The sequence below is a fragment of the Micromonospora sp. NPDC023888 genome (assembly GCF_040639415.1).
GTDB lineage: Bacteria > Actinomycetota > Actinomycetes > Mycobacteriales > Micromonosporaceae > Micromonospora.
The window spans coordinates 1-20,284 of the sequence record NZ_JBEZZW010000068.1; the positions used below are offsets into that span (position 1 = coordinate 1).

Consider the following 20,284-nt stretch of genomic DNA (forward strand, 5'->3'; position numbering starts at 1 on the left):
CGCCCTGCGTGGGGCGTCTCTGCTGGTCCTGCCGAGCCTGTTCGCCGGCACCGCCAAGCCGAGCATGCTGGTGTTCATCATCTTCTACGGCCTGGTGGGTGGGTGGGGTTAGACCGGGTCGGCTACCGGGGCTGCCGGGCCGGCCGTTCCGGTGTGGGCCGTCGCGGGGGGCTTCGGCTTGGCGTCGATGCCGGCCTCGGTGCGCTGCTGGGCGGTGATCGGGGTGGGAGCGCTGGTCAGCGGGTCGAAGCCGCCCCGGGTCTTCGGGAACGCGATGACCTCGCGGATCGAGTCCGCGCCGGCGAGCAGCATGCAGACCCGGTCCCAGCCGAAGGCGATGCCGCCGTGCGGCGGAGCGCCGTACTTGAACGCCTCCAGCAGGAAGCCGAACTTGTCCTGCGCCTCCTCGGGAGTGATGCCGAGCAGGTCGAAGACCCGCTTCTGCACGTCACCCCGGTGGATACGGATCGACCCGCCGCCGATCTCGTTGCCGTTGCAGACGATGTCGTACGCGTACGCCAGGGCCCGGTCCGGAGCCTCCTCGAACCGGTCGACCCACTCGGCGTTCGGCGAGGTGAACGGGTGGTGCACGGCCGTCCAGCCGCCCTCGTCGGTGCGCTCGAACATGGGCGCGTCGACCACCCAGCAGAACGCCCACGCGCTCTCGTCGATCAGGCCGGACCGCTTGGCGATCTCGACGCGGGCGGCCCCGAGCAGCTCCTGCGCCTCCCGGGTGGTGGCGCTGGCGGCGAAGAACACCGCGTCGCCCGGCTTGGCGCCGACCGCGTCGGCGAGCCCGCCCAGGTGCTCGGCGGAGAGGTTCTTCGCCACCGGGCCGCGCGCCTCGCCAGTCTCGGCGTCCAACACCACGTACGCCAGGCCACGCGCGCCGCGCGCCTTGGCCCAGTCCTGCCAGCCGTCCAGCTCCTTGCGGCTCTGCGCCGCGCCACCCGGCATCACCACCGCGCCGACGTAGCCGCCCGCGTCGATCGCCCCGGCGAAGACCCGGAACGCGGTACCGCGCAGGTAGTCGGTCAGCTCGGTCAGCTCGACGCCGTAGCGCAGGTCCGGCTTGTCGGAGCCGTACCGGGCCATGGCGTCGTGCCAGGTGATTCGCGGGATCGGCCCGGCGATCTCGTGCCCGGCCAGGTCCTTCCAGAGTGTCGAGACGATCGCCTCGCCGAGGTCGATCACGTCGTCCTCGGTGACGAAGGACATCTCGATGTCGAGCTGGGTGAACTCGGGCTGCCGGTCGGCGCGGAAGTCCTCGTCGCGGTAGCAGCGGGCGATCTGGTAGTACCGCTCCATGCCGCCGACCATCAGCAGCTGCTTGAAAAGCTGCGGCGACTGCGGCAGCGCGTACCAACTGCCGGGCTGAAGCCGCACCGGGACCAGGAAGTCGCGGGCGCCCTCGGGCGTCGACCGGGTCAACGTCGGCGTCTCGATCTCCAGGAAGTCCCGCTCGTGCAGCACACCCCGGGCGAGGTGGCTGGCGCGCGAGCGCAGCCGCAGCGCGTTCGCCGGCCCGCTGCGCCGCAGGTCCAGGTAGCGGTACTTGAGCCGGATGTCGTCGCCGGCCTCGATCTGGTCGTCCACCGGCAGCGGCAACGGCGCGGCCTCGGAGAGCACCTCCAACTCGGCGACGGTCACCTCGACCTCACCGGTGGGCAGCTCCGGGTTCTCGTTGCCGGCCGGCCGGCGGGTCACCTCGCCGACGACCTTCACGCAGAACTCGTTGCGCAGCGCGTGCGCATCCTCCTCGCGAAAGACCACCTGGACAACGCCTGTGCCGTCGCGCAGGTCGACGAAGATGACCCCGCCGTGGTCGCGCCGGCGGGCCACCCACCCGGCGAGCGTCACCGTCGAGCCGGCGTCCGCGGCGCGCAGGCTTCCGGCATTGTGGGTACGGATCACGGCTGGCAACTCCTCATCGTGGAACAGTCCTCACCGGCATTCTGTCAGGGGTGGCCGCCCCACCTCCGGGCACCCGGCAGGCCGGTGCGATTCGCTGGTGGGGCGCGGCGGCGAACCCGACTCGACCGACCGTCGCGCCGGTTAACGTGGCGAAATGCGCGCCGTACCGAACTGGGCCGTCGCCACGGCGGCAGCCGCACCCCTGCTGCTGGTGAGCGGCTGGACGGTCGCGCAGGCGCGGCAACCCGCCGGGTACGACCCGATCCGGGACACCATCAGCGAGTTGGCGGGGCAGGACGCCACCGACGCCTGGATCATGGTGGTGGCGCTGGTGCTGCTCGGCTGCTGCTATCTGGCGGTCGCCGCCGTCCTGCACGCGGCCGGGCTGCCCAGCCGGTTCCTGCTGGCGGTCGGTGGGGTGTCCACCATCGCGCTTGTCGCGTTTCCCCGTCCGCCGGTGGGCGGTTCGCTCAGCCACGGCATCGCGGCGACGGTGGCCGTCCTCGCCCTGGCGTTGTGGCCGGCCGGCTCGGCGCTGCGGCTGCCCCGCGGCCCGGACGCCGCGCACCCGGACGCCGCGCAGCCGCCGTGGGCGTTCCGGCGGGCCGTGGGACTGAGTGCCACGCTCGTGCTGCTCGCCCTCTTCGGGTGGAGCGCGTTCGAGGTGACAAGCGGGTCCCGCACGGGGTTGGCCGAGCGGGTGACGGCGGTGGCCGTGTCGCTCTGGCCGTTGCTGGCTGTCCTCTCGGCCCGCCGGGCGCACCTCGCCTGGGCCACCAGCGGCACCACATCCGTCGGTCCGTCGCTGCCTGGTGTCGTACCCCCGGATCCCCTGCGACGAGCGGACGGGCCCGATCGGCTCGCGTGAGACGGGCCCCGCACGCGACGCGGGCCGCCGGAGGGTTCCGGCGGCCCGCGATCGGTGCGTGGATCAGAAGACGCTGACGCCGTAGCGGCTCAGGGCCTCGGTGACGGGCTGGAAGTAGGTAGTGCCACCGGTGCGGCAGTTGCCACTGCCGCCGGAGGTCATGCCCAGGGCGGTGCCGCCGGCGAACAGCGAGCCGCCGCTGTCGCCCGGCTCGGCGCAGACGTTGGTGCGGATCAGGCCGGAGACCGAGCCCTCGGCGTAGTTCACAGTGGCGTTCGTCGCGCTCACCGTGCCGCTGTGCAGGCCGGTGGTGCTGCCGGAGCGCTGCACCGACTGGCCGACGGAGGCGTTACCGGAGCCGGTGATGTCCCGGAAGCTGCCGTTGTAGAGGGAGACGTTGCCGGCGGCGTTCGCCGAGTTGCTGTGCCGCACGATGCCGTAGTCGTTGCCCGGGAAGCTGGTGCCGGTCCGGGTGCCGATGAGGGCGGTCTGCGCGGAGTTCGAATACCAGCTGGCCGAGATGTTCGTGCAGTGTCCTGCGGTCACGAAGTAGTAGGTGCTGCCGCTGCGCACGTTGAAGCCGAGCGAGCAGCGCCCGCCCCCGCCGGCGTAGATGGCCTGGCCGCCGGAGATCCGGGTGCTCAGCACGCCAGCCTCGGCCTCGACGCGGACCGCGCCGTTGGCCCGCGCGGCAGCGGCCTTGACCCGCTCCAGCTTGGCGCCGGTGACGGTGCTGTCGACGGAGACGACGACCTGGTTGGTGACCGGGTCGCTCCACCAGGCGGTGCCTGGGATCTTGGCGGAGCGCTCCAGGTCGGCGGTGGCCCGGTTGAGTTCGCCGGCACCGCGGGTGACGTAGCGGACGACGGCGCCGGCCTTGTTCGCCGCGCTGGCGGCGGCCGCGTCGGTCACCGTGACGACGGACCGGCCGCTGGCGTCGAGGTACGAGCCGGCCGAGCGGTCGCCGAGTTGCGCGGACAGCGCGGCCGCGGCGTCGGGCGAGGCGGCGGGTGCGGCCTGGGCGGGTGCGCCGATGAGCGCGCCGACGACCAGGCTTCCGGAAACGGCGACAGTGGCCGCAACGCGGAATGTGGACCTCGTGGGTCGCATGTAACAACCTCCTGGGCGGGGGAGCGGGTCTCGCCGAGGTCGGCTGACCCGATGGCAACCCGGCCGATCTGGGGAAACCGGCCAAGTGCACTGAAGTATTCACATACTTAAGATCATTGACAAGGCTTGGTTCGGCCCGGATTCGGCGAACGTCGCCGGCCACATCTCCGCAACACCACCGACACGCTGACGCACAACCACCGTCACACCGGACGCTCCCCCGGCGCGCACTGTCATCGATGTCTCGCCGCACCCTCGGCGCGGGCGCCGCCCGTCAGGGGGTACGGCGACGGGCACCGGGGCCGGGGCCGGGCACGACGTCGCGCACCTGCCCCACGTCATGCCCGTCGGCACAGCGCAACTCGACGCGCACCCGAGCATCGCAGTCACGGTGAGTGACGGTCAGCGGCGGGCCCTCGGGGCCGGCGAGGTACCGGTCACCCCACCCGAGCACGGCCACCAGGACCGGCCAGAGGTCCAGGCCCTTCTCGGTCAACCGGTACTCGTGGCGCGGTCGGCTGCCCGGCTCCCGGTACGGCTCGCGGCGCAGCACGCCCTGCTCCACCAGGGCGGTCAGCCGATTGGTCAGCACCTGTCGCGGAATGCCGGTGCGCACCCGCATGTCGTCGAAGCGGCGGATGCCGGTGAACACCTCGCGGAGCACCACAAGGGTCCACCGTTCACCGAGGATCTCCATCGCGCGGGCGATGGTGCAGTTCTCCACCGACCAGTCAAGTGCTGCGGGTCGCATCCGCCCAGGCTAGGTCTCGTTGACAGACTCAGCAAGCTGCTGCCAGGCTGCGCCCATGACGCAGACGCAGGAACCGGCGCGCAGCCGCACCTTCACCTGGGCGGACCCGGCGGTCAACGCCGCTCAGCTCGGTCGACGCAGCGGTCTGGACATGCTCCGGGCGATGACCGCCGGCGAGCTGGCCGCACCACCGGTGATGCACCTCATCGACATGACCCGGATGGTGGCCGACGAGGGCCGGGTGGTCGTCGAGCTGACCCCGCAGGAGTTCCACTACAACCCGCTCGGCAGCGTCCACGGTGGTGTCCTCTCGACACTGCTGGACACCGCCGCGGGCTGTGCCGTGCACAGCACCCTGCCGGCCGGCGTCGGCTACACCTCGCTCGACCTCAACGTGAAGTTCCTCCGCCCGGTCACCATCGACAGCGGCACGCTGCGCTGCGAGGGCACGGTGCTGCAACGTGGCCGCCGCACGGCCCTGGCCGAGGCGCGCATCACCGACGCCAACTCCCGCCTGATCGCCCACGCCACAAGCACCTGCCTCCTGTTCCCCCAGCCCTGACCCCACCCGCTGTGGGTGGTTGATCATGAGGTTGACGGGTGAATCGACTACCGAACGACCCGTCAACCTCATGATCAACGCAGGCAAGGGGGGTGGGAGGGGGAGGGAAAGGGACAGCAGGGGGTCAGCGGAGGGCCAGGCGGGCGGCTCGGGCTTCGCGCTTCTCCTCGAAACGGCTCGCGGCGCGGTCCAGGTCGTCCAACTGGCCGGCGAGCTGCTCGCGGGCGGCTTCGCCGTCGGCGTCGAGACCCGTCACGTTGAAGACGTCCCATTGGCGCAGCACCGGCTGGAGCACCTCGTCGCGGTGCTGGCGCAGGTCGTAGATGCCGGCGAGGGCGATCGCCACCGACTTGCGGGCGAAACCGTCGATGCCGGCACCCGGCATCTGGAAGTCGGCCACCACGTCGGCGACGGCCCGCATGGCCTGACTCGGGGCCAACTCGAAAGCGGCGGCGAGCAGGTTGCGGTAGAAGACCATGTGCAGGTTCTCGTCGGCGGCCACCCGGGCCAGCAGCGCCTCACAGGCGGGGTCGCCGGTGGCCTTGCCGGTGTTGCGGTGCGAGATGCGGGTGGCCAGCTCCTGGAACGAGACGTACGCCAGCGAGTGCAGCACCTCGTCGCCGTGGGCGTTCGTGTACCCCTCGGACATGTGCGTCATCCGGGCCCGCTCCAACGCCACCGGGTCGACCGCCCGGGTGACCGTCAGGTAGTCGCGGATCGCCACACCGTGCCGGCCCTCCTCCGCGGTCCACCGGTGCACCCAGGTGCCCCACGCGCCGTCCCGGCCGAACAGGGTGGCGATCTCGTGGTGGTACGAGGGCAGGTTGTCCTCGGTCAGCAGGTTCACGATCAGCGCGGTGCGGGCCACGTCGGGAATGGTGGAGTCGGTAGGTGACCACGCCTCGCCGCCGAGCGGCCCGTCGAAGGTCCGCCCCTCACTCCACGGCACGTACTCGTGCGGGAACCACTCCTTGGCCAGCGAAAGGTGGCGGTCGAGGTTGCGGGCAACCACCGGCTCCAACTCGACGAGGAGCGCGGTCTGGCTCAGTGTGGTGCTCATGGTCACGAGAAACTCCCTACGGTGGCGTAACTTACGCTACCGTAGGTCCCCGCGGCCATGAGCGCCAGTGGTGGGAGTCAGCCGACCGTCGGCCGGAGGTCCTCCAGGGGTGGCATCCACTCCTGCGCGCCGGCCGTGACCTGCGCACCGGACCGAATGTCCTTCACCTCGTCCGGTGCCCCGTCGGCACCCGGGAACCAGACGTACGGGATGCCCCGCCGCTCGGCGTAGCGGATCTGCTTGCCGAACTTCGCCGCGCTCGGCGAGACCTCGGTGGCGATGCCGCGGGCCCGCAACGCCGCCGCGATCCGGCCACTGGCCGGGCGGTGCTCCTCGTCGGCCAACGCCACCAGCACACAGGTGGGCACCGAGCGGGAGACCGACAGCTCACCCGCGCCGAACAGCAACCCGAGCAGCCGGGTCACTCCGATCGAGATACCCACCCCGGGGTACGAGGTGGCTCCCGCGCTGGCCAGGTTGTCGTACCGGCCGCCGGAGCAGATCGAGCCGAACCGCTCGTAGCCGCGCAACTGGGTCTCGTAGACGGTGCCGGTGTAGTAATCCAGGCCGCGGGCGATACGCAGATCCGCCACGCAGAGGCCGGGCGAGTGCTCGGCGGCGGTCTGCACCACCCGGACCAGCTCATCGAGGCCCTCGTCCAGCAGCGGGTCGCTCACCCCGAGCGCCCGCACGGCGTCGGCGAACGAGGCGTCCGGCGCGGAGATCTCGGCCAGCGCCAGGCACGCCTTGGCCTGCGCCTCGCTCGCCCCGGCGGTCTGGGCCAGCAGCTCGGTCACCTTCACCGGGCCGATCTTGTCGAGCTTGTCGATCGCCCGCAGCGCCGCCTCGGGGTCGGTCAGCCCGATGCCCCGGTAGAAGCCCTCGGAGATCTTGCGGTTGTTGACCTGGATCGTCACCGGCGGGATCGGCAGCGAACGCAGCGCGTCCCCGATGACCAGCGGCATCTCCGCCTCGTGGTGGTCAGCCAGGGTGTCCCGGTCGACGATGTCGATGTCGGCCTGGACGAACTCCCGGTAGCGCCCCTCCTGCGGCCGCTCCCCCCGCCACACCTTCTGGATCTGGTAGCGACGGAACGGGAAGGTCAACTTGCCGGCGTTCTCCAGCACGTAGCGGGCGAACGGCACGGTCAGATCGAAGTGCAGGCCGAGCTGGTCGTCGCCGCCCCCGCCCTCGGCGTCGGCGTGCAGCCGACGGATCACGTAGACCTCCTTCGAGGTCTCGCCCTTGCGCAGCAACTGGTCCAGCGGCTCCACCGCGCGGGTCTCCAGCGGCGCGAAGCCGTACAGCTCGAACGTGGCCCGGATCCTGTCGAGCACGAACTGCTCGATCATCCGCTGACCGGGGGTCCACTCCGGGAAGCCGGAGATGGGCGTGGGCTTGCTCATCGGCGTACTCCTTGCGGTGCCGCGCCCACGGCGCGGTGGTGTCGTGGGTCCGCGCGCCGCGCGGACGAAGATCTAGAGGCCCCGGGTGGGAGCGGCCGGCGACGTGCCGGCCACCTCGATGAGGTACGGGTTGGTGGCGCGCTCGCGGCCGATGGTGGTGCTGGGGCCGTGGCCGGGCAGCACCACTGTGTCGTCGGCCAGCGGAAGAACCTTGTCGCGCAGGCTGGTGAGCATGGCCGGCATGCTCCCGCCCGGCAGGTCGGTACGGCCGATCGACCCGGCGAAGAGGACGTCACCGGACAGGCAGATCTCGTCCGCCTCCCAGCCCGAGCCCGCGCCGGGCAGCCGGAACAGCACCGACCCGCCGGTATGGCCCGGGGCGTGGTCGACGGCGATCTCCAGGCCGGCGAGGGTGAGGGTGGCGCCGTCGGTCAGCTCGGCCACGTCGTCCGGCTCGGTGTAGCTCAGCCGGCCGCCGAACAGCGACGCCAGGTCGGCGGAGAGGCCCTTGGTCGGGTCGGCCAGCATCTCCCGGTCACCGGGGTGCACGTACGCGGTGATGCCCCGCGCACCGCACACCGGCGCGACCGAGAAGGTGTGGTCGAGGTGGCCGTGGGTGAGCAGCACGGCGGCCGGATGCAGGCGGTGCTCGGCGAGCAGGGCGTCGAGCTGGTCGAGCACCCCGATACCGGGGTCGACCACCACGCACTGCTCCCCCGGCGCGGTGGCAACCACGTAGCAGTTGGTGCCGAAGGCGTCCGCGGGAAAGCCGGCCACGAGCACTGGCGCTGTCCTTTCGTCGAACGGCTGTCGTCCTGCCCAGCAGCCTAACGGGCGTACCGAACGAGTTTGCCGCGTCCGTCCCGCACGCCCCGCAGGGCACAGTGACATCGCCCGATAAGCGCTGCTCGGAACGGGGTGGACCTCGTACACCACTTTCCCAGTCACTAGCCGTACACTCTGGCGGGCGTGTGGCGCGGCACACGTGACGCCCGGACGGGCCGGGACGCCCGGCCGCCGGCGACGACCAGGTAGAGGAAAGGGGAGCACCTGTGGCTTCCAGCAGGGACCGGCAGCGCAAACTGGCGCGGGCCAAGCTCGACCGGCAGTTGGCTCGCCGGGCCGCCGCCACACGGCGACGTCGGCAGATCCAGGCCGGAGTCGGCGCCGCCCTGATCCTGGTGTTGGTCGTGGCCGGCTCCGCCTGGGCACTCGGGGCGTTCGACTCCGACTCGAAGCAGAACACGGCAAACGAGGACACCTGCCTCTGGACGCCGCAGGACGCGACGGCCAACACCAACCTCAAGGACGTCGGCACGCCGGAGAGCAAGGGCCTGCCCACCGAGGGCACCCGGGCGATGACGGTGACCACCAACCAGGGCGGGCCGATCACCGCGGAGCTCAGCCTGACCAACTCCCCGTGTGCGGCGGCGAGCATCGCGCACCTGGCGAGCCGGTCGTTCTACGACAACACCAAGTGCCACGAGATCACCGCCGACGGCGCGCTGCGCTGCGGCGACCCGAGCGGCACCGGCATGGGCGGGCCCACCTACTCGTTCTACGACGAGGAGCTGCCGACCGTGCCGTCGGCGTCACCGTCGGCCAGCCCGGCTCCCGGCCAGCCACCGACGTACCCGAAGGGCACCGTGGCGATGATCGCCAACCCGCCGGGCAGCAACGGCAGCCAGTTCCTGATCTTCTTCAAGGACTTCACCACCGCCGAACCGAAATATCCGGTGATCGGCCGGGTGACCGGCGGGCTGGACGTGGTCGAGAAGATCGGTGCCCTCCCGACCGTGGACAATGGGACCGGGGCCAAGGTCAAGCCCAGCACCGACGTGACGATCCAGAGCCTCACCGTCGGTGAGCCGGTCACCGCGGCGGCACCGGCGCCGTCGACCTCCGGCGCGCCGTCCAGCAGCCCCAGCGCCGGCTGACCGGCCGCCACCACCCACACCCAAGCGGCACCCAGCAGCAGACAGCCAGGAGGATCCAGGCGTGACGTCCACCAGAGAGCGGCAGCGCGCGGCGGCACGCGCCCGGCTCGAGAAGGAGATGGCCGAGCGCGCGGCCAAGGCCCGCAAGCGCCGGCAGACGCAGGCGATCGTGAGCGCGGCTGCCGCGCTGGTGCTCGTGGTCGCGGGCACCGTCTGGCTGGCGGTGAGCCTCGGCGGCGACGACGACAAGAAGGACACGGCCGCGCCGGCGGCCGGCGCGGCGGAGTGCGCGTTCAACGCGCTGCCCAAGGACCAGCGGCCGCCGCAGATCAAGGACGTCGGGCTGCCGAGCAACCAGCAGTCCGCCACCGGCGTGCAGACCATGACGATCGACACCAACCTGGGCCCGATCACGGCCAAGGTCGACCGGTCGCAGGTGCCGTGCACGGCCGGCAGCTTCACCTACCTCGCGGAGAAGAACTTCTTCGACAACACCAAGTGCCACCGCCTGGTGACCGAGGGCATCAAGGTGTTGCAGTGCGGCGACCCCAGCGCCACCGGCAACGGCTGGCGGGACACCGACGGCCAGGGCGGCCCGAGCTACCGCCAGGCGGAGGAGAACCTGCCCACCGACAAGCGCCCGCCGTACCCGGAGGGTGTCATCGCGATGGCCAACTCCGGCCAGCCGGGCAGCACCGGCAGCCAGTTCTTCATCGTCTACGGCGACTCGCCGCTGGACCCGGCGTACACGGTGCTGGGCACCATCACCGGCGGCCTGGACCTCGTCAAGGACGTGGCGAAGGCCGGCGACGACGGGGCGTTCGCCCAGCAGGCCGGCGGCGGCCACCCCAAGAAGGAGGTCATCATCAAGGACCTCGCGATGAGCAACCCGCAGGGCTGACACCCGCGCAGACGACCAAGCGCCCGCCGGCTGAGCCGGCGGGCGCTGTCGTGTCCGGGGTACGCGTCAGGCGCCGGAGGTCACCCGGTACGCGTCGAAGACGCCGTCGACCTTGCGGACCGTGGCCAGCAGGTGGCCCAGGTGCTTCGGGTCGGCCATCTCGAAGCTGAACCGGCTCACCGCCACCCGGTCGCGGGTGGTGGTGACGGTGGCGGAGAGGATGTTGACCCGCTCGTCGGAGAGCACCCGGGTGACGTCGGCCAGCAGCTTGTGCCGGTCCAGTGCCTCGACCTGGATGGCGACCAGGAACGTCGAGGCGGAGGTGAGCTTCCAACTCACCTCGACCACCCGTTCGCTCTGGGCCCGCAGGTCCTCGGCGTTGGCGCAGTCGTCACGGTGCACGCTGACCCCGCCGGAGCGGGTGACGAAGCCGAACACCGAGTCCGGTGGGACCGGGGTGCAGCAGCGAGCCAGCTTGATCCAGACGTCGCTGACGCCGCGGACCACGACACCGGGGTCGTTGCTGCTCTGCCGGCTGCGCGGTGGCCGGGTGGCGACGGCGGTCTCGGCGATGTCCTCCGCCGCGCCCTCCTCGCCGCCGTACGCGGCCATCAGCTTCTGCACCACCGACTGGGCGGAGACCTGGCTGTCACCGACCGCCGCGTACAGCGACGCCACGTCGGCCAGGTGCAGGTCCCGTGCGATCGACATGAGCGCGTCGGAGGTGAGCATCCGCTGCAACGGCATGCCCTGCTTGCGCATCGCCTTGACGATCGCGTCCTTGCCGGCCTCGATCGCCTCCTCGCGGCGTTCCTTGTTGAAGTACTGGCGGATCTTGGTGCGCGCCCGCGGGCTCTTGACGAAGCCCAGCCAGTCCTGCGTCGGGCCGGCGGTCTCGGACTTCGAGGTGAAGATCTCGATCACGTCGCCGTTGGACAGCGTCGACTCCAACGGCACCAGCTTGCCGTTGACCCGCGCCCCGATGCACTTGTGCCCCACCTCGGTGTGCACCGCGTACGCGAAGTCCACCGGCGTCGACCCGGTCGGCAGCGGGATGACGTCGCCCTTCGGGGTGAAGACGTACACCTCCTGGCTGGACAGGTCGAAGCGCAGCGCGTCCAGGAACTCGCTCGGGTCGGCCGCCTCCCGCTGCCAGTCGAGCAACTGCCGCAGCCAGGTCATCTCGTCGATGTGCGCGGGCGGGCCGACGATCTGGGTGCCCTTGTGCTCCTTGTACTTCCAGTGCGCGGCGATGCCGAACTCAGCGGTGCGGTGCATCGCGTACGTGCGGATCTGCATCTCGACAGGCTTGCCGGTGGGCCCGATGACAGTCGTGTGCAACGACTGGTACATGTTGAACTTGGGCATCGCGATGTAGTCCTTGAACCGGCCCGGCACCGGCTGCCAGTTGGCGTGGATCACACCAAGCGCCGCGTAGCAGTCCCGAACCGTGTCGACGAGGATCCGTACGCCCACCAGGTCGTAGATGTCGTTGAAGTCGCGACCGCGCACGATCATCTTCTGGTAGATCGAGTAGAGGTGCTTCGGCCGCCCGGTGGTCTCCGCCTTGATCTTGGCGGCCTTCAGGTCGGTCTGCACCTTCTGTGTCACCTGCCGTAGCAGCGCCTCGCGCTGCGGCTGGTGCTCCCCGATCAGCCTGTTGATCTCCTCGTAGCGCTTGGGGAACAACGTGCCGAAGGACAGGTCCTCCAGCTCCCACTTGATCGTGTTCATACCGAGCCGGTGCGCCAGCGGCGCGAGGATCTCCAGCGTCTCCTTGGCCTTCTGCTCCTGCTTGGGGCGGGGCAGGAAGGTCAGGGTGCGCATGTTGTGCAACCGGTCGGCCAGCTTGATCACCAGCACCCGCGGGTCCTTGGCCATCGCCACGACCATCTTGCGGATCGTCTCGGCCTTGGCCGCGTCACCCAACTTGACCTTGTCGAGCTTGGTGACGCCGTCGACAAGCAGGGCGACCTCGCCGCCGAAGTCGGCGCGCATCGCGTCGAGGGTGTATTCGGTGTCCTCGATGGTGTCGTGCAGCAGCGCGGCGACGAGCGTGGTGGTGTCCATCCCCAGGTTGCCGAGGATGGTCGCCACCGCGAGCGGGTGGGTGATGTACGGGTCACCGGACTTGCGGTACTGCCCGGAGTGCCACCGCGCGGCCGTGTCGAAGGCGCGCTGGAGCAGCCGGGCATCCGCCTTGGGGTGGTTGTCCCGGTGGCTGGCGATGAGCGGCTCCAGCACCTCACTGACCTGCGAGGTCTGCCAGGGCGCGTTGAAGCGGGCCAGCCGGGCGCGCACCCGGCGCCCGGTGGGCGCGTTGGACAGCCCGAAGCCACCGCTCGGCGACTGGTCGACGCCGGCATCGCTCGGGAACGGCACCACCACCCCGTCGGCACCCGGGGACGCCTGGACGCTCGGTGGGCCGCTTGTCGGACGTGCCGCGGTCTCGCCCGCAGCCCGGCCGGAGCCGCTGCCGGCGCCCGTCACCCGGGCTGGCGCGTCGCCTGCCCGGTCGGTCACCGTGCCGTCAGCGTCGCCTGTCGGGTGCACCGTGCCCTCCGCCGGAGGGACGACATCGTGGGACACCGGCCTCCTCACCGCTCGCCGGGAAAACACCTGCCGAACACTCGGCCGGCCTGGTCTCGCGAAACCGGAGGACGTGCCGCCGGCGTCAGCAATGGGCAATGCTACCCGCACGCACGGTCCGCTGCCGCTCCGCCGGACGGTCGGCGCAGGCTCCCGCCCGACGACTCCACCACCAAACGGTCAGTCCGGCACCGACCGGGTCAAACAGTCAGCAGAGCATGGACGGGACGCGGTTCCAGCCGCTTGCGCCCACCCAGGAAGCCCAACTCCAACAGCACGGTGAAGCCGGTGACGGTCCCGCCGGCCCGCTCGACCAGGTCCAGCGTCGCCTCGGCGGTGCCACCGGTCGCCAACACGTCGTCGACCACCAGCACCCGGTGCCCGGCGGTGAACGCGTCCTCGTGCACCTCAAGGGTCGCCTCGCCGTATTCGAGCGCGTAGGAGACCGAGTGCGCCGGGCGGGGCAACTTGCCGGCCTTGCGGACCGGCACCACGCCCACCCCGGCCGCGTACGCGACGGCCGCGGCGACGACGAACCCCCGCGCCTCGATGCCGACCACCACGTCGAAGGCGTCCCGACCGTGGTACGCGACGATCCCGTCGATCACCTCACGGAACGCCGCACCGTCGGCGAACAGCGGCATCAGGTCCTTGAACATGACGCCGGGCTTGGGGAAGTCGCGCACGTCCAGCACCCGGCTGGCGACCAGTCGGGCGGCCTCCGGGCCGCTGTCCCCGCGCGCCGCGGTGCTGTGGGTCTCCGTCACGGCTGTTTCGCTCTCCTTCGACGACAACGGCGTCCGGCAGTGCTGCTCGCTCGCACAGCATGCCGGACGCCGTTCGGTTGTTTCGTGGCGGGTCAGCGCCGCTTGGCGCCACCCGGCCGGTTGCCGCCAGCACCGGGGCGACCACCCCGGGCACCGGTCGGCCGCTTACCCGCCGGACGAGCGCCCACCTTGGGCGCGGCGCCAGCCAGCGCGGCGGCGTCCGGGTCGAGCGACTCCTCGGTCGCCTCAGCCGGGCTCACCGCACCCTTGCCGGTGACCTCGCCCCGGGCCAGCGCACCCCGCCGGGCCAGGACGCGCTTGTTGTGCGCCTGGATCCGCGGGTCGTAGTTCTTCAGCAGGGCCAGCAGCGGCGTGGCCACCAGGATGGAGGTCAGGAACGCCACCGCCATACCGACGAACAGCACCAGGCCGAGGTCCTTCAACGTGCCGGCGCCGAGCAGGCCGGCACCGATGAAGAGCAGACCGCCGACCGGCAGCAGGGCGACCACCGAGGTGTTCAACGACCGCATCAGGCTCTGGTTGACGGCCAGGTTGGCCGCCTCGCCGTACGTCTGGTTGTTGTTGGCGGTGATGCCGCGGGTGTTCTCCTGGACCTTGTCGAAGACCACCACCACGTCGTAGAGCGCGAAGCCCAGGATCGTGAGGAAGCCGATGATCGTCGACGGGGTGACCTCGAAGCCGACGAGCGAGTAGATGCCGGCGGTGAGGATCAGGTTCGTGACCAGCGACGCGACCGCCGCGACGGCCATCCGCCACTCGAAGCGCAGGATCAGGTAGACCATCACCAGCGCGATGAAGATGACCAGACCGAGCACGGCCCGCGAGGTGACCTGGCTGCCCCACGCCTCGCTTACCTGGTTGCCGCTGATCTGATCGGCGTTGATGCCGAGGTCCTCGGCGATCTGGGCCTTGACCGCGGTGGTCTGGTCCGCGCTGAGCTGCGGGGTACGCAGCTCGTAGGAGTCGCCACCGGTGCCACCGACCTTCTGCGCGGTGGCCACCTCGATGCCGGTGTTCTCGGCTTTGAGAGCCGCGTTGACCTCGCGCTCGGCGTCGTCCAGGGTGCCGACGCTGGCCGGCACCTGGAACGAGTTGCCGCCGGCGAACTCGATGCCGAGGCTGAAGCCGCGCAGCCCGACACTGAGCAGAGCGATCAGGAGCAGGACGCCGGCGACGCTGAACCAGAGCTTGCGCCGGCCGACGACGTTGAGACCGGCCTCGCCGTTGTAGAGGCGGCTCGCCAGACCGTTTTGAGCCATCTCAGGCCTCCTTGGCGCGCGGGTTGCGGGGCTGAGTCTGCTGGTTGCGGGCCGGCAGTGCCCGGCCCAGACCGCTGACCCGCGGGGACAGGAACGCCCGGGTCCGGGCGAACATCGTCATGATCGGGTGCCGGAAGAGGAAGACCACCACCAGGTCCAGCACGGTGGCCAGACCGAGGGCGAAGGCGAAGCCCTTGACCGTGCCGACCGAGACCACGTAGAGCACCACAGCGGAGAGCAGGGTGATCGCGTTGGCCGAGATGATCGTCCGGCGGGCACGCATCCAGGCACGGGGCACCGCGCTTCGTGGGCTGCGTCCCTCCCGGATCTCGTCCTTCAGACGTTCGAAGTAGATGACGAACGAGTCCGCCGCCACACCGAGTGAGACGATCATGCCGGCGATGCCGGCGAGGGTGAGCGTGAAGCCGATCTGCCGGCCGAGCACGATCAGCGCGCCGAAGACCAGCAACGCGGAGAGGATCAGGCTCAGGAAGATGACCGAGCCCAGCAGCCGGTAGTAGAAGAACGCGTAGATGATGACCAGCAGCATGCCGATGCCGGCCGCGAGCAGGCCGGCGCGCAGGTGGCTGGCACCCAGCGTCGCCGTGACGTTCTGCTGCTCCTGCTGCTCGAAGGTCACCGGCAGCGCGCCGTAGCGGAGCTGGCTGGCGAGCGCGCTGGCGTCCTTCTGGTTGAAGTTGCCGGTGATCTGGGAGTTGCCGGTGAGCACACCCTGGATCTCCGGGGAGGAGACGATCAGGTTGTCCAGCACGACGGCGACCCGGCACTTGCCGTCCTGACCGAGGGCGGTCGCGTCGCAGGCCTGGCCCTCGTTGTTGAACGCCTCGCGGGTCAGGGCGGTCCACTTGCCCTGGCCGTCGCCGCTGAAGTCGAGGCTGACCACCCAGGCGTTGGTCTGGTCGAGCACCGCGTCGGCGTCGTCCACGTCGGTGCCCAGCACCTTGGCCTGGTCGAGCAGGTACTTCGAGGCGCCGTCCTCGCAGGAGACCACCTGCTGCTTCGGGTCGGAGATCGACGCGGGCGGGCGCTTGTCGAGCTGCGCGCAACCGATCGTCGGCACGTTGAACTGCATCTGCGCCGACAGCACGGCGACCTCGCGCGGCGACAGCGTGCTGAACGGCTTGAGCTTGTCGGCAAGCGACGGGTCGGCGGTCAGGTCGGCCGGGGCCTGCAACCCATTGGCGGCCTGCCACGCGGCGGCACCGACCTTCTGCTCGACGGCCTTGCGCTGCTCCTCGATGCTGGCCGGCACCGGCTCGGCACTGGCACTGGCGCTGGGCGCGGCGGCACTCGCCGAGGCCGAGGCGGACGCGGAGGGAGTGGGCGTGGCGCTCGGCGCCGGGGCCATCCCACCCTGACCGCCGCTGGGCGACGAGGTCACCTTCGGCGCGCTGCTGCCCGACGGGGTCGCGCCGCCGGACGGCGTCGCGCTGCCGGACGGGGTGGGGACGGCGCTGCCGGACGGGGTCGGCGCGGCGGCGGGCGGCGCGGTAGCCGTCCCGCTGCCGTCGGCGCCCTTGAGCACCTTGCGGAAGCGCAGCTCGGCGGCGCTGCCCACGTCGGTGAGGTCCCGGTTTTCACCGGGCAGGGAGATGACGATGTTCCGGTTGCCCTCGGTGACCACCTCGGCCTCGGCCACGCCGAACGCGTTGACCCGGCTCTCGATGATCTGGCGGGCCTCCTCGAGGTTTTCCGCCGTCGGAGGCTTGCCGTCGACGCTGTTGGTCGCCTCCAGCGTCACCCGGGTGCCGCCGATCAGGTCCAGGCCGAGCCGAGGCTCAAGCCGGTCCTGGAAGCTGCCCTTGGCGCCGGAGAAGAACACCAGAAGATAGAGGACCACGAAGATGAACCCGAGCACGGCGAGCTGCCGCCCGGGGCGCATCTGTCCCTGAGGTGGTGCCACGGCTGTCCTGTCTCCCTGTACGGTCGCGCCGCTGCGCGCAGCGGCGGCGGTGTCGGGCCGGGGGTCCCGGCTGACGGGTCTGACCTGAGCCGACGAGATGCCGACACGTGGCCCGGACCCGTCGGCGCGGAACGCCGATGGTCACGGGAACGTGCCGACGCCCGGCGTCGACCCAACTATCCAATTTTCACGTCTCGTCCGCTGCCCCGTCGGGCGCGGTGGCCGGAAGCCGGGTCGACCGGCCGTACGCCGGACTCGCCGTCCCCCGGGAGCAGGGTCAATCCTTGACGGTGTCCGCGTCCTCGCTGACCGGCTCGCTCGGCAGCTCCGCGCGGGTGACCACCCGGGCGATGGCGGGCCGGGCGTAGCGGGTCTGCACGCCCGGGGCGACCTCGATCAGGACGGTGTCGTCCTCGATGCCGGTGACCGTGCCGTAGAGCCCGCCAATGGTGACGATCTCGTCGCCCGGGCCGAGCCCGGACTGCATCGCCTCTGCCTCGCGGCGGCGCTTCTGCTGGGGCCGGATCATCATGAAATACATGACGCCGAAGAGCAGGACGATCATCAGGATCGGCGTGATACCGCCGGCCCCACCGCCCGGTGCTGCGTAATTCACGGTTACCGAACCTTCCCACTGGCCACCGGCCCGGCACCTGGGGCGCCGGAGCGGAGGCGGAATCTCACGTCCTGTACAGACCGCGGCGAAGTCTAAACCCTGCACCTGAGAACACCGAATGCGGCACAGATCACGTTCACATCACGGCTGATCGGTATCCAAGGAGAACAGATCGGGCACAGGCGGACTATCCATACCAAAGGTACCATTCGGCGGAGTGCGCCCCAGATGCCGCCAGGCGGCCTCCGTGGCGACCCGCCCCCGCGGCGTACGGGCCAACAGACCAGCGCGGACCAGGAACGGCTCGCAGACCTCCTCGACCGTGTCCGGCTGCTCCCCCACCGCCACGGCAAGGGTGGACAGACCCACCGGGCCACCCCGGAACGAGTCGACCAACGCGGTGAGCACCGCACGGTCCAACCGGTCCAACCCGAGCGCGTCCACGTCGTACACGATCAAGGCGGCCCGGGCGGTGTCGACATCGACCACCCCGTCGGCCCGCACCTCGGCGTAGTCGCGGACCCGGCGCAACAGCCGGTTGGCGATCCGGGGCGTGCCCCGGGACCGGCCGGCGATCTCGGTCGCGCCCTCCGCGGTGATCGGCACGCCGAGGATCCGCGCCGAACGGTGCAGCAGCGTCTCCAGATCCGCCGGGGCGTAGAAGTCGAGGTGAGCGACGAACCCGAACCGGTCCCGCATCGGCCCGGTCAACAGACCCGACCGGGTCGTCGCGCCGACCAGGGTGAACGGCTCGACATCCAACGGGATCGCCGTCGCCCCCGGCCCCTTGCCGACCACCACGTCGACCCGGAAGTCCTCCATCGCGCTGTAGAGCAACTCCTCGGCCGGACGCGCGATGCGGTGGATCTCGTCGATGAACAGCACATCGCCCTCGGCGAGACTGGTCAGGATCGCCGCCAGGTCCCCGGAGCGTTCGATCGCCGGGCCGCTCGTCACCCGGATACCCGCGCCCAACTCGGCGGCGACGATGTTCGCCAGACTCGTCTTGCCCAGGCCGGGCGGGCCGGAGAGCAGGATGTGATCCGGCGGCGACCCCCGCCGCATCGCGCCCTGCAACAACAGGTCGAGCTGGTCACGCACCCGGTCCTGGGCGATGAACTCGGCCAACCGCCGCGGCCGGACCGTGGCCTCCGCGTCCCGGTCCGCGTCACTGACGTACGCCGAGACGAGCCCTTCGGTCTCGCTCACCGTGCCCTCTTCGATCGCGACCGCGGGGCGCGCGACCCCTGCTCAGTCCTCGCGCTCACCGTGCCGCCTCCTCGCCGCCGGACGTTCATCGGGTCCGACCCAGCAGGCGGATGGCCTGCTTGAGCAGGACCGGCACCGGCGGCGTCTCGCCCTCGATCGTCTCCGCCACCGCGGCCACCGCCTGATCGGCCTGGCCCGCCGTCCAACCCAGCCCGACCAGCGCCTGCCGAACCTGGTCAGGCCAACTGCCGCGGGTCACCCCGGTCACCCCGTCGGCGCCGATCGGCACCGGGCCGATCCGGTCGCGCAGCTCCAGCACCAGGCGCTCGGCGCCCTTCTTGCCGATCCCGGGCACCCGGGTCAGCGCGGCCGTGTCGGCGTTGGCGATCGCCTTGCGCACCGCGTCCGGGCTGTGCACCGCAAGCACCGCCTGGGCCAGTCGCGGGCCCACCCCGCTGGCGGTCTGGAGCAACTCGAACAGCGACTTGGCGTCGTCGTCGGCGAAGCCGTAGAGGGTAAGCGAATCCTCCCGCACGATCAGGCTGGTGGCCAGCCGGGCGACCTGGCCGACCCGCAGCTCCGCGAGAGTCCCGGGGGCGCAGTGCACGGCGAGGCCGACACCCCCAACCTCGATCACGGCCTGATCCGGACCCGTCGCGGTCACCGTGCCGCGCACGCTGGCGATCATCGTGCTCCTCCTCGTCGTGCCCGGTCGGCCGCCGCGGCCAGCTTGGAACGGGTCCCGCCGCGCCACACGTGACAGATGGCCAGGGCGAGCGCGTCGGCGGCGTCGGCCGGCTTCGGCGGCTCGGCCAGGCGCAACAGCCGGGTGACCATCGCGGTCATCTGCGCCTTGTCGGCCTGACCGGACCCGGTCACGGCCGCCTTCACCTCGCTCGGGGTGTACGTCTGCACCGGCAGTCCGGCGCGCGCCCCGGCCAGCACGGCGATGCCGCTGGCCTGCGCGGTGCCCATCACCGTACGCACGTTGTGCTGGCTGAACACCCGCTCGACGGCGACGCTCTCCGGCTGGTGTTCGGCGACCAGCTCGGTCAGCGACCGGTCCAGGTGCAGCAGGCGCAGCGACAGGTCGTCGGCCGGGTCGGTGTAGACCACGTAGTAGGCGATCAGAGTGCAGGGACGCCCAGGCACACCCTCGACCACACCCACTCCACACCGGGTCAGCCCCGGGTCGACCCCCAGCACCCGCACGCCGCCCCCTCCCCAGCTGTCAGCAGTACGTGTGTTCGACACCCTAACCGGCGCCCTTCCCACCAGCCCCACGGGACACGCCCTCCCACACCCCGCGCCCCGCGCCCCGCGCCCCGCGCCCCGCGCCCCGCGCCCCGCGCCCCCCGCCCCGCGCCCCCCCCCCCCCGCCCCCCCCCCC

Annotated in this window: 18 protein-coding genes; 4 read left to right on the forward strand and 14 right to left on the reverse strand. The window is 71.2% G+C overall.

The genetic code is table 11. The features are described from left to right. Nucleotides 1-108: 108 nt before the first annotated feature. Nucleotides 109-1,914: an aspartate--tRNA ligase gene (aspS, locus tag AB0F61_RS33355; protein WP_357818135.1), complete on the reverse strand. Its 1,806-nt coding sequence runs from the start codon at nt 1,912-1,914 to the stop codon at nt 109-111. 154 nt (nt 1,915-2,068) lie between these two features. Between aspS and AB0F61_RS33360 the strand changes: the two genes are divergently transcribed. Next, entirely contained in the window at nt 2,069-2,782 is a 714-nt protein-coding gene (locus AB0F61_RS33360) for a DUF998 domain-containing protein (RefSeq protein ID WP_357818138.1), read from the forward strand. Nucleotides 2,783-2,845: 63 nt separating this feature from the next. Here the strand turns inward: AB0F61_RS33360 and AB0F61_RS33365 are convergent, their stop codons facing one another. After that, nucleotides 2,846-3,892, reverse strand: coding sequence for a S1 family peptidase (locus AB0F61_RS33365; protein ID WP_357818141.1), 1,047 nt, complete (start codon nt 3,890-3,892; stop codon nt 2,846-2,848). Nucleotides 3,893-4,166: 274 nt separating this feature from the next. Continuing rightward, on the reverse strand, nt 4,167-4,643 hold the full coding sequence (locus AB0F61_RS33370) for a helix-turn-helix domain-containing protein (RefSeq protein WP_357818143.1): 477 nt from the start codon (nt 4,641-4,643) through the stop codon (nt 4,167-4,169). A gap of 55 nt (nt 4,644-4,698) precedes the next feature. Between AB0F61_RS33370 and AB0F61_RS33375 the strand changes: the two genes are divergently transcribed. Continuing rightward, nucleotides 4,699-5,205 (forward strand): PaaI family thioesterase, encoded by a 507-nt coding sequence (locus tag AB0F61_RS33375; RefSeq protein ID WP_357818147.1) that lies wholly within the window; start codon nt 4,699-4,701, stop codon nt 5,203-5,205. Nucleotides 5,206-5,329: 124 nt separating this feature from the next. Here the strand turns inward: AB0F61_RS33375 and AB0F61_RS33380 are convergent, their stop codons facing one another. From AB0F61_RS33380 to AB0F61_RS33390, 3 genes are all read right to left on the reverse strand, one after another. Next, on the reverse strand, nt 5,330-6,265 hold the full coding sequence (locus AB0F61_RS33380; protein WP_357818184.1) for an acyl-ACP desaturase: 936 nt from the start codon (nt 6,263-6,265) through the stop codon (nt 5,330-5,332). A 77-nt stretch (nt 6,266-6,342) separates the two neighbouring features. After that, nucleotides 6,343-7,671, reverse strand: coding sequence for a histidine--tRNA ligase (gene hisS, locus AB0F61_RS33385; protein ID WP_357818150.1), 1,329 nt, complete (start codon nt 7,669-7,671; stop codon nt 6,343-6,345). A 72-nt stretch (nt 7,672-7,743) separates the two neighbouring features. Further along, nucleotides 7,744-8,454, reverse strand: a complete 711-nt coding sequence (locus AB0F61_RS33390) for an MBL fold metallo-hydrolase (protein WP_357818153.1) — start codon at nt 8,452-8,454, stop codon at nt 7,744-7,746. A gap of 269 nt (nt 8,455-8,723) precedes the next feature. Here AB0F61_RS33390 and AB0F61_RS33395 point away from each other — a divergent pair, with 269 nt between their 5' ends. Then, nucleotides 8,724-9,608, forward strand: a complete 885-nt coding sequence (locus AB0F61_RS33395) for a peptidylprolyl isomerase (RefSeq protein ID WP_357818155.1) — start codon at nt 8,724-8,726, stop codon at nt 9,606-9,608. 61 nt (nt 9,609-9,669) lie between these two features. Continuing rightward, the gene (locus AB0F61_RS33400) at nt 9,670-10,509 is read left to right on the forward strand and encodes a peptidylprolyl isomerase (RefSeq protein ID WP_357818158.1); all 840 of its coding nucleotides are present in this window, start codon (nt 9,670-9,672) and stop codon (nt 10,507-10,509) included. 66 nt (nt 10,510-10,575) lie between these two features. Here the strand turns inward: AB0F61_RS33400 and AB0F61_RS33405 are convergent, their stop codons facing one another. The 8 genes from AB0F61_RS33405 to ruvC all read right to left on the reverse strand — a co-directional run bounded on the left by AB0F61_RS33405 (nt 10,576) and on the right by ruvC (nt 20,106). Then, nucleotides 10,576-13,098 (reverse strand): bifunctional (p)ppGpp synthetase/guanosine-3',5'-bis(diphosphate) 3'-pyrophosphohydrolase, encoded by a 2,523-nt coding sequence (locus AB0F61_RS33405; RefSeq protein WP_357818161.1) that lies wholly within the window; start codon nt 13,096-13,098, stop codon nt 10,576-10,578. 200 nt (nt 13,099-13,298) lie between these two features. Beyond that, the gene (locus tag AB0F61_RS33410; protein WP_357818164.1) at nt 13,299-13,865 is read right to left on the reverse strand and encodes an adenine phosphoribosyltransferase; all 567 of its coding nucleotides are present in this window, start codon (nt 13,863-13,865) and stop codon (nt 13,299-13,301) included. Between the two features lie 92 nt (nt 13,866-13,957). Next, a complete protein-coding gene (gene secF, locus AB0F61_RS33415) occupies nt 13,958-15,145 on the reverse strand; it encodes a protein translocase subunit SecF (protein WP_357818166.1) in 1,188 nt (395 codons plus the stop codon). 1 nt (nt 15,146) lies between these two features. Continuing rightward, the gene (secD, locus tag AB0F61_RS33420) at nt 15,147-17,069 is read right to left on the reverse strand and encodes a protein translocase subunit SecD (protein WP_357818169.1); all 1,923 of its coding nucleotides are present in this window, start codon (nt 17,067-17,069) and stop codon (nt 15,147-15,149) included. Nucleotides 17,070-17,346: 277 nt separating this feature from the next. Continuing rightward, nucleotides 17,347-17,685, reverse strand: coding sequence for a preprotein translocase subunit YajC (gene yajC, locus AB0F61_RS33425; protein WP_357818172.1), 339 nt, complete (start codon nt 17,683-17,685; stop codon nt 17,347-17,349). A 141-nt stretch (nt 17,686-17,826) separates the two neighbouring features. Beyond that, nucleotides 17,827-18,894, reverse strand: a complete 1,068-nt coding sequence (gene ruvB / locus AB0F61_RS33430) for a Holliday junction branch migration DNA helicase RuvB (protein ID WP_357818175.1) — start codon at nt 18,892-18,894, stop codon at nt 17,827-17,829. A gap of 85 nt (nt 18,895-18,979) precedes the next feature. Next, nucleotides 18,980-19,582, reverse strand: a complete 603-nt coding sequence (gene ruvA, locus AB0F61_RS33435) for a Holliday junction branch migration protein RuvA (protein ID WP_357818178.1) — start codon at nt 19,580-19,582, stop codon at nt 18,980-18,982. Beyond that, a complete protein-coding gene (ruvC, locus tag AB0F61_RS33440) occupies nt 19,579-20,106 on the reverse strand; it encodes a crossover junction endodeoxyribonuclease RuvC (protein WP_357818181.1) in 528 nt (175 codons plus the stop codon). The genes ruvA and ruvC overlap by 4 nt, the downstream gene beginning before the upstream one ends. Nucleotides 20,107-20,284: the final 178 nt, after the last annotated feature.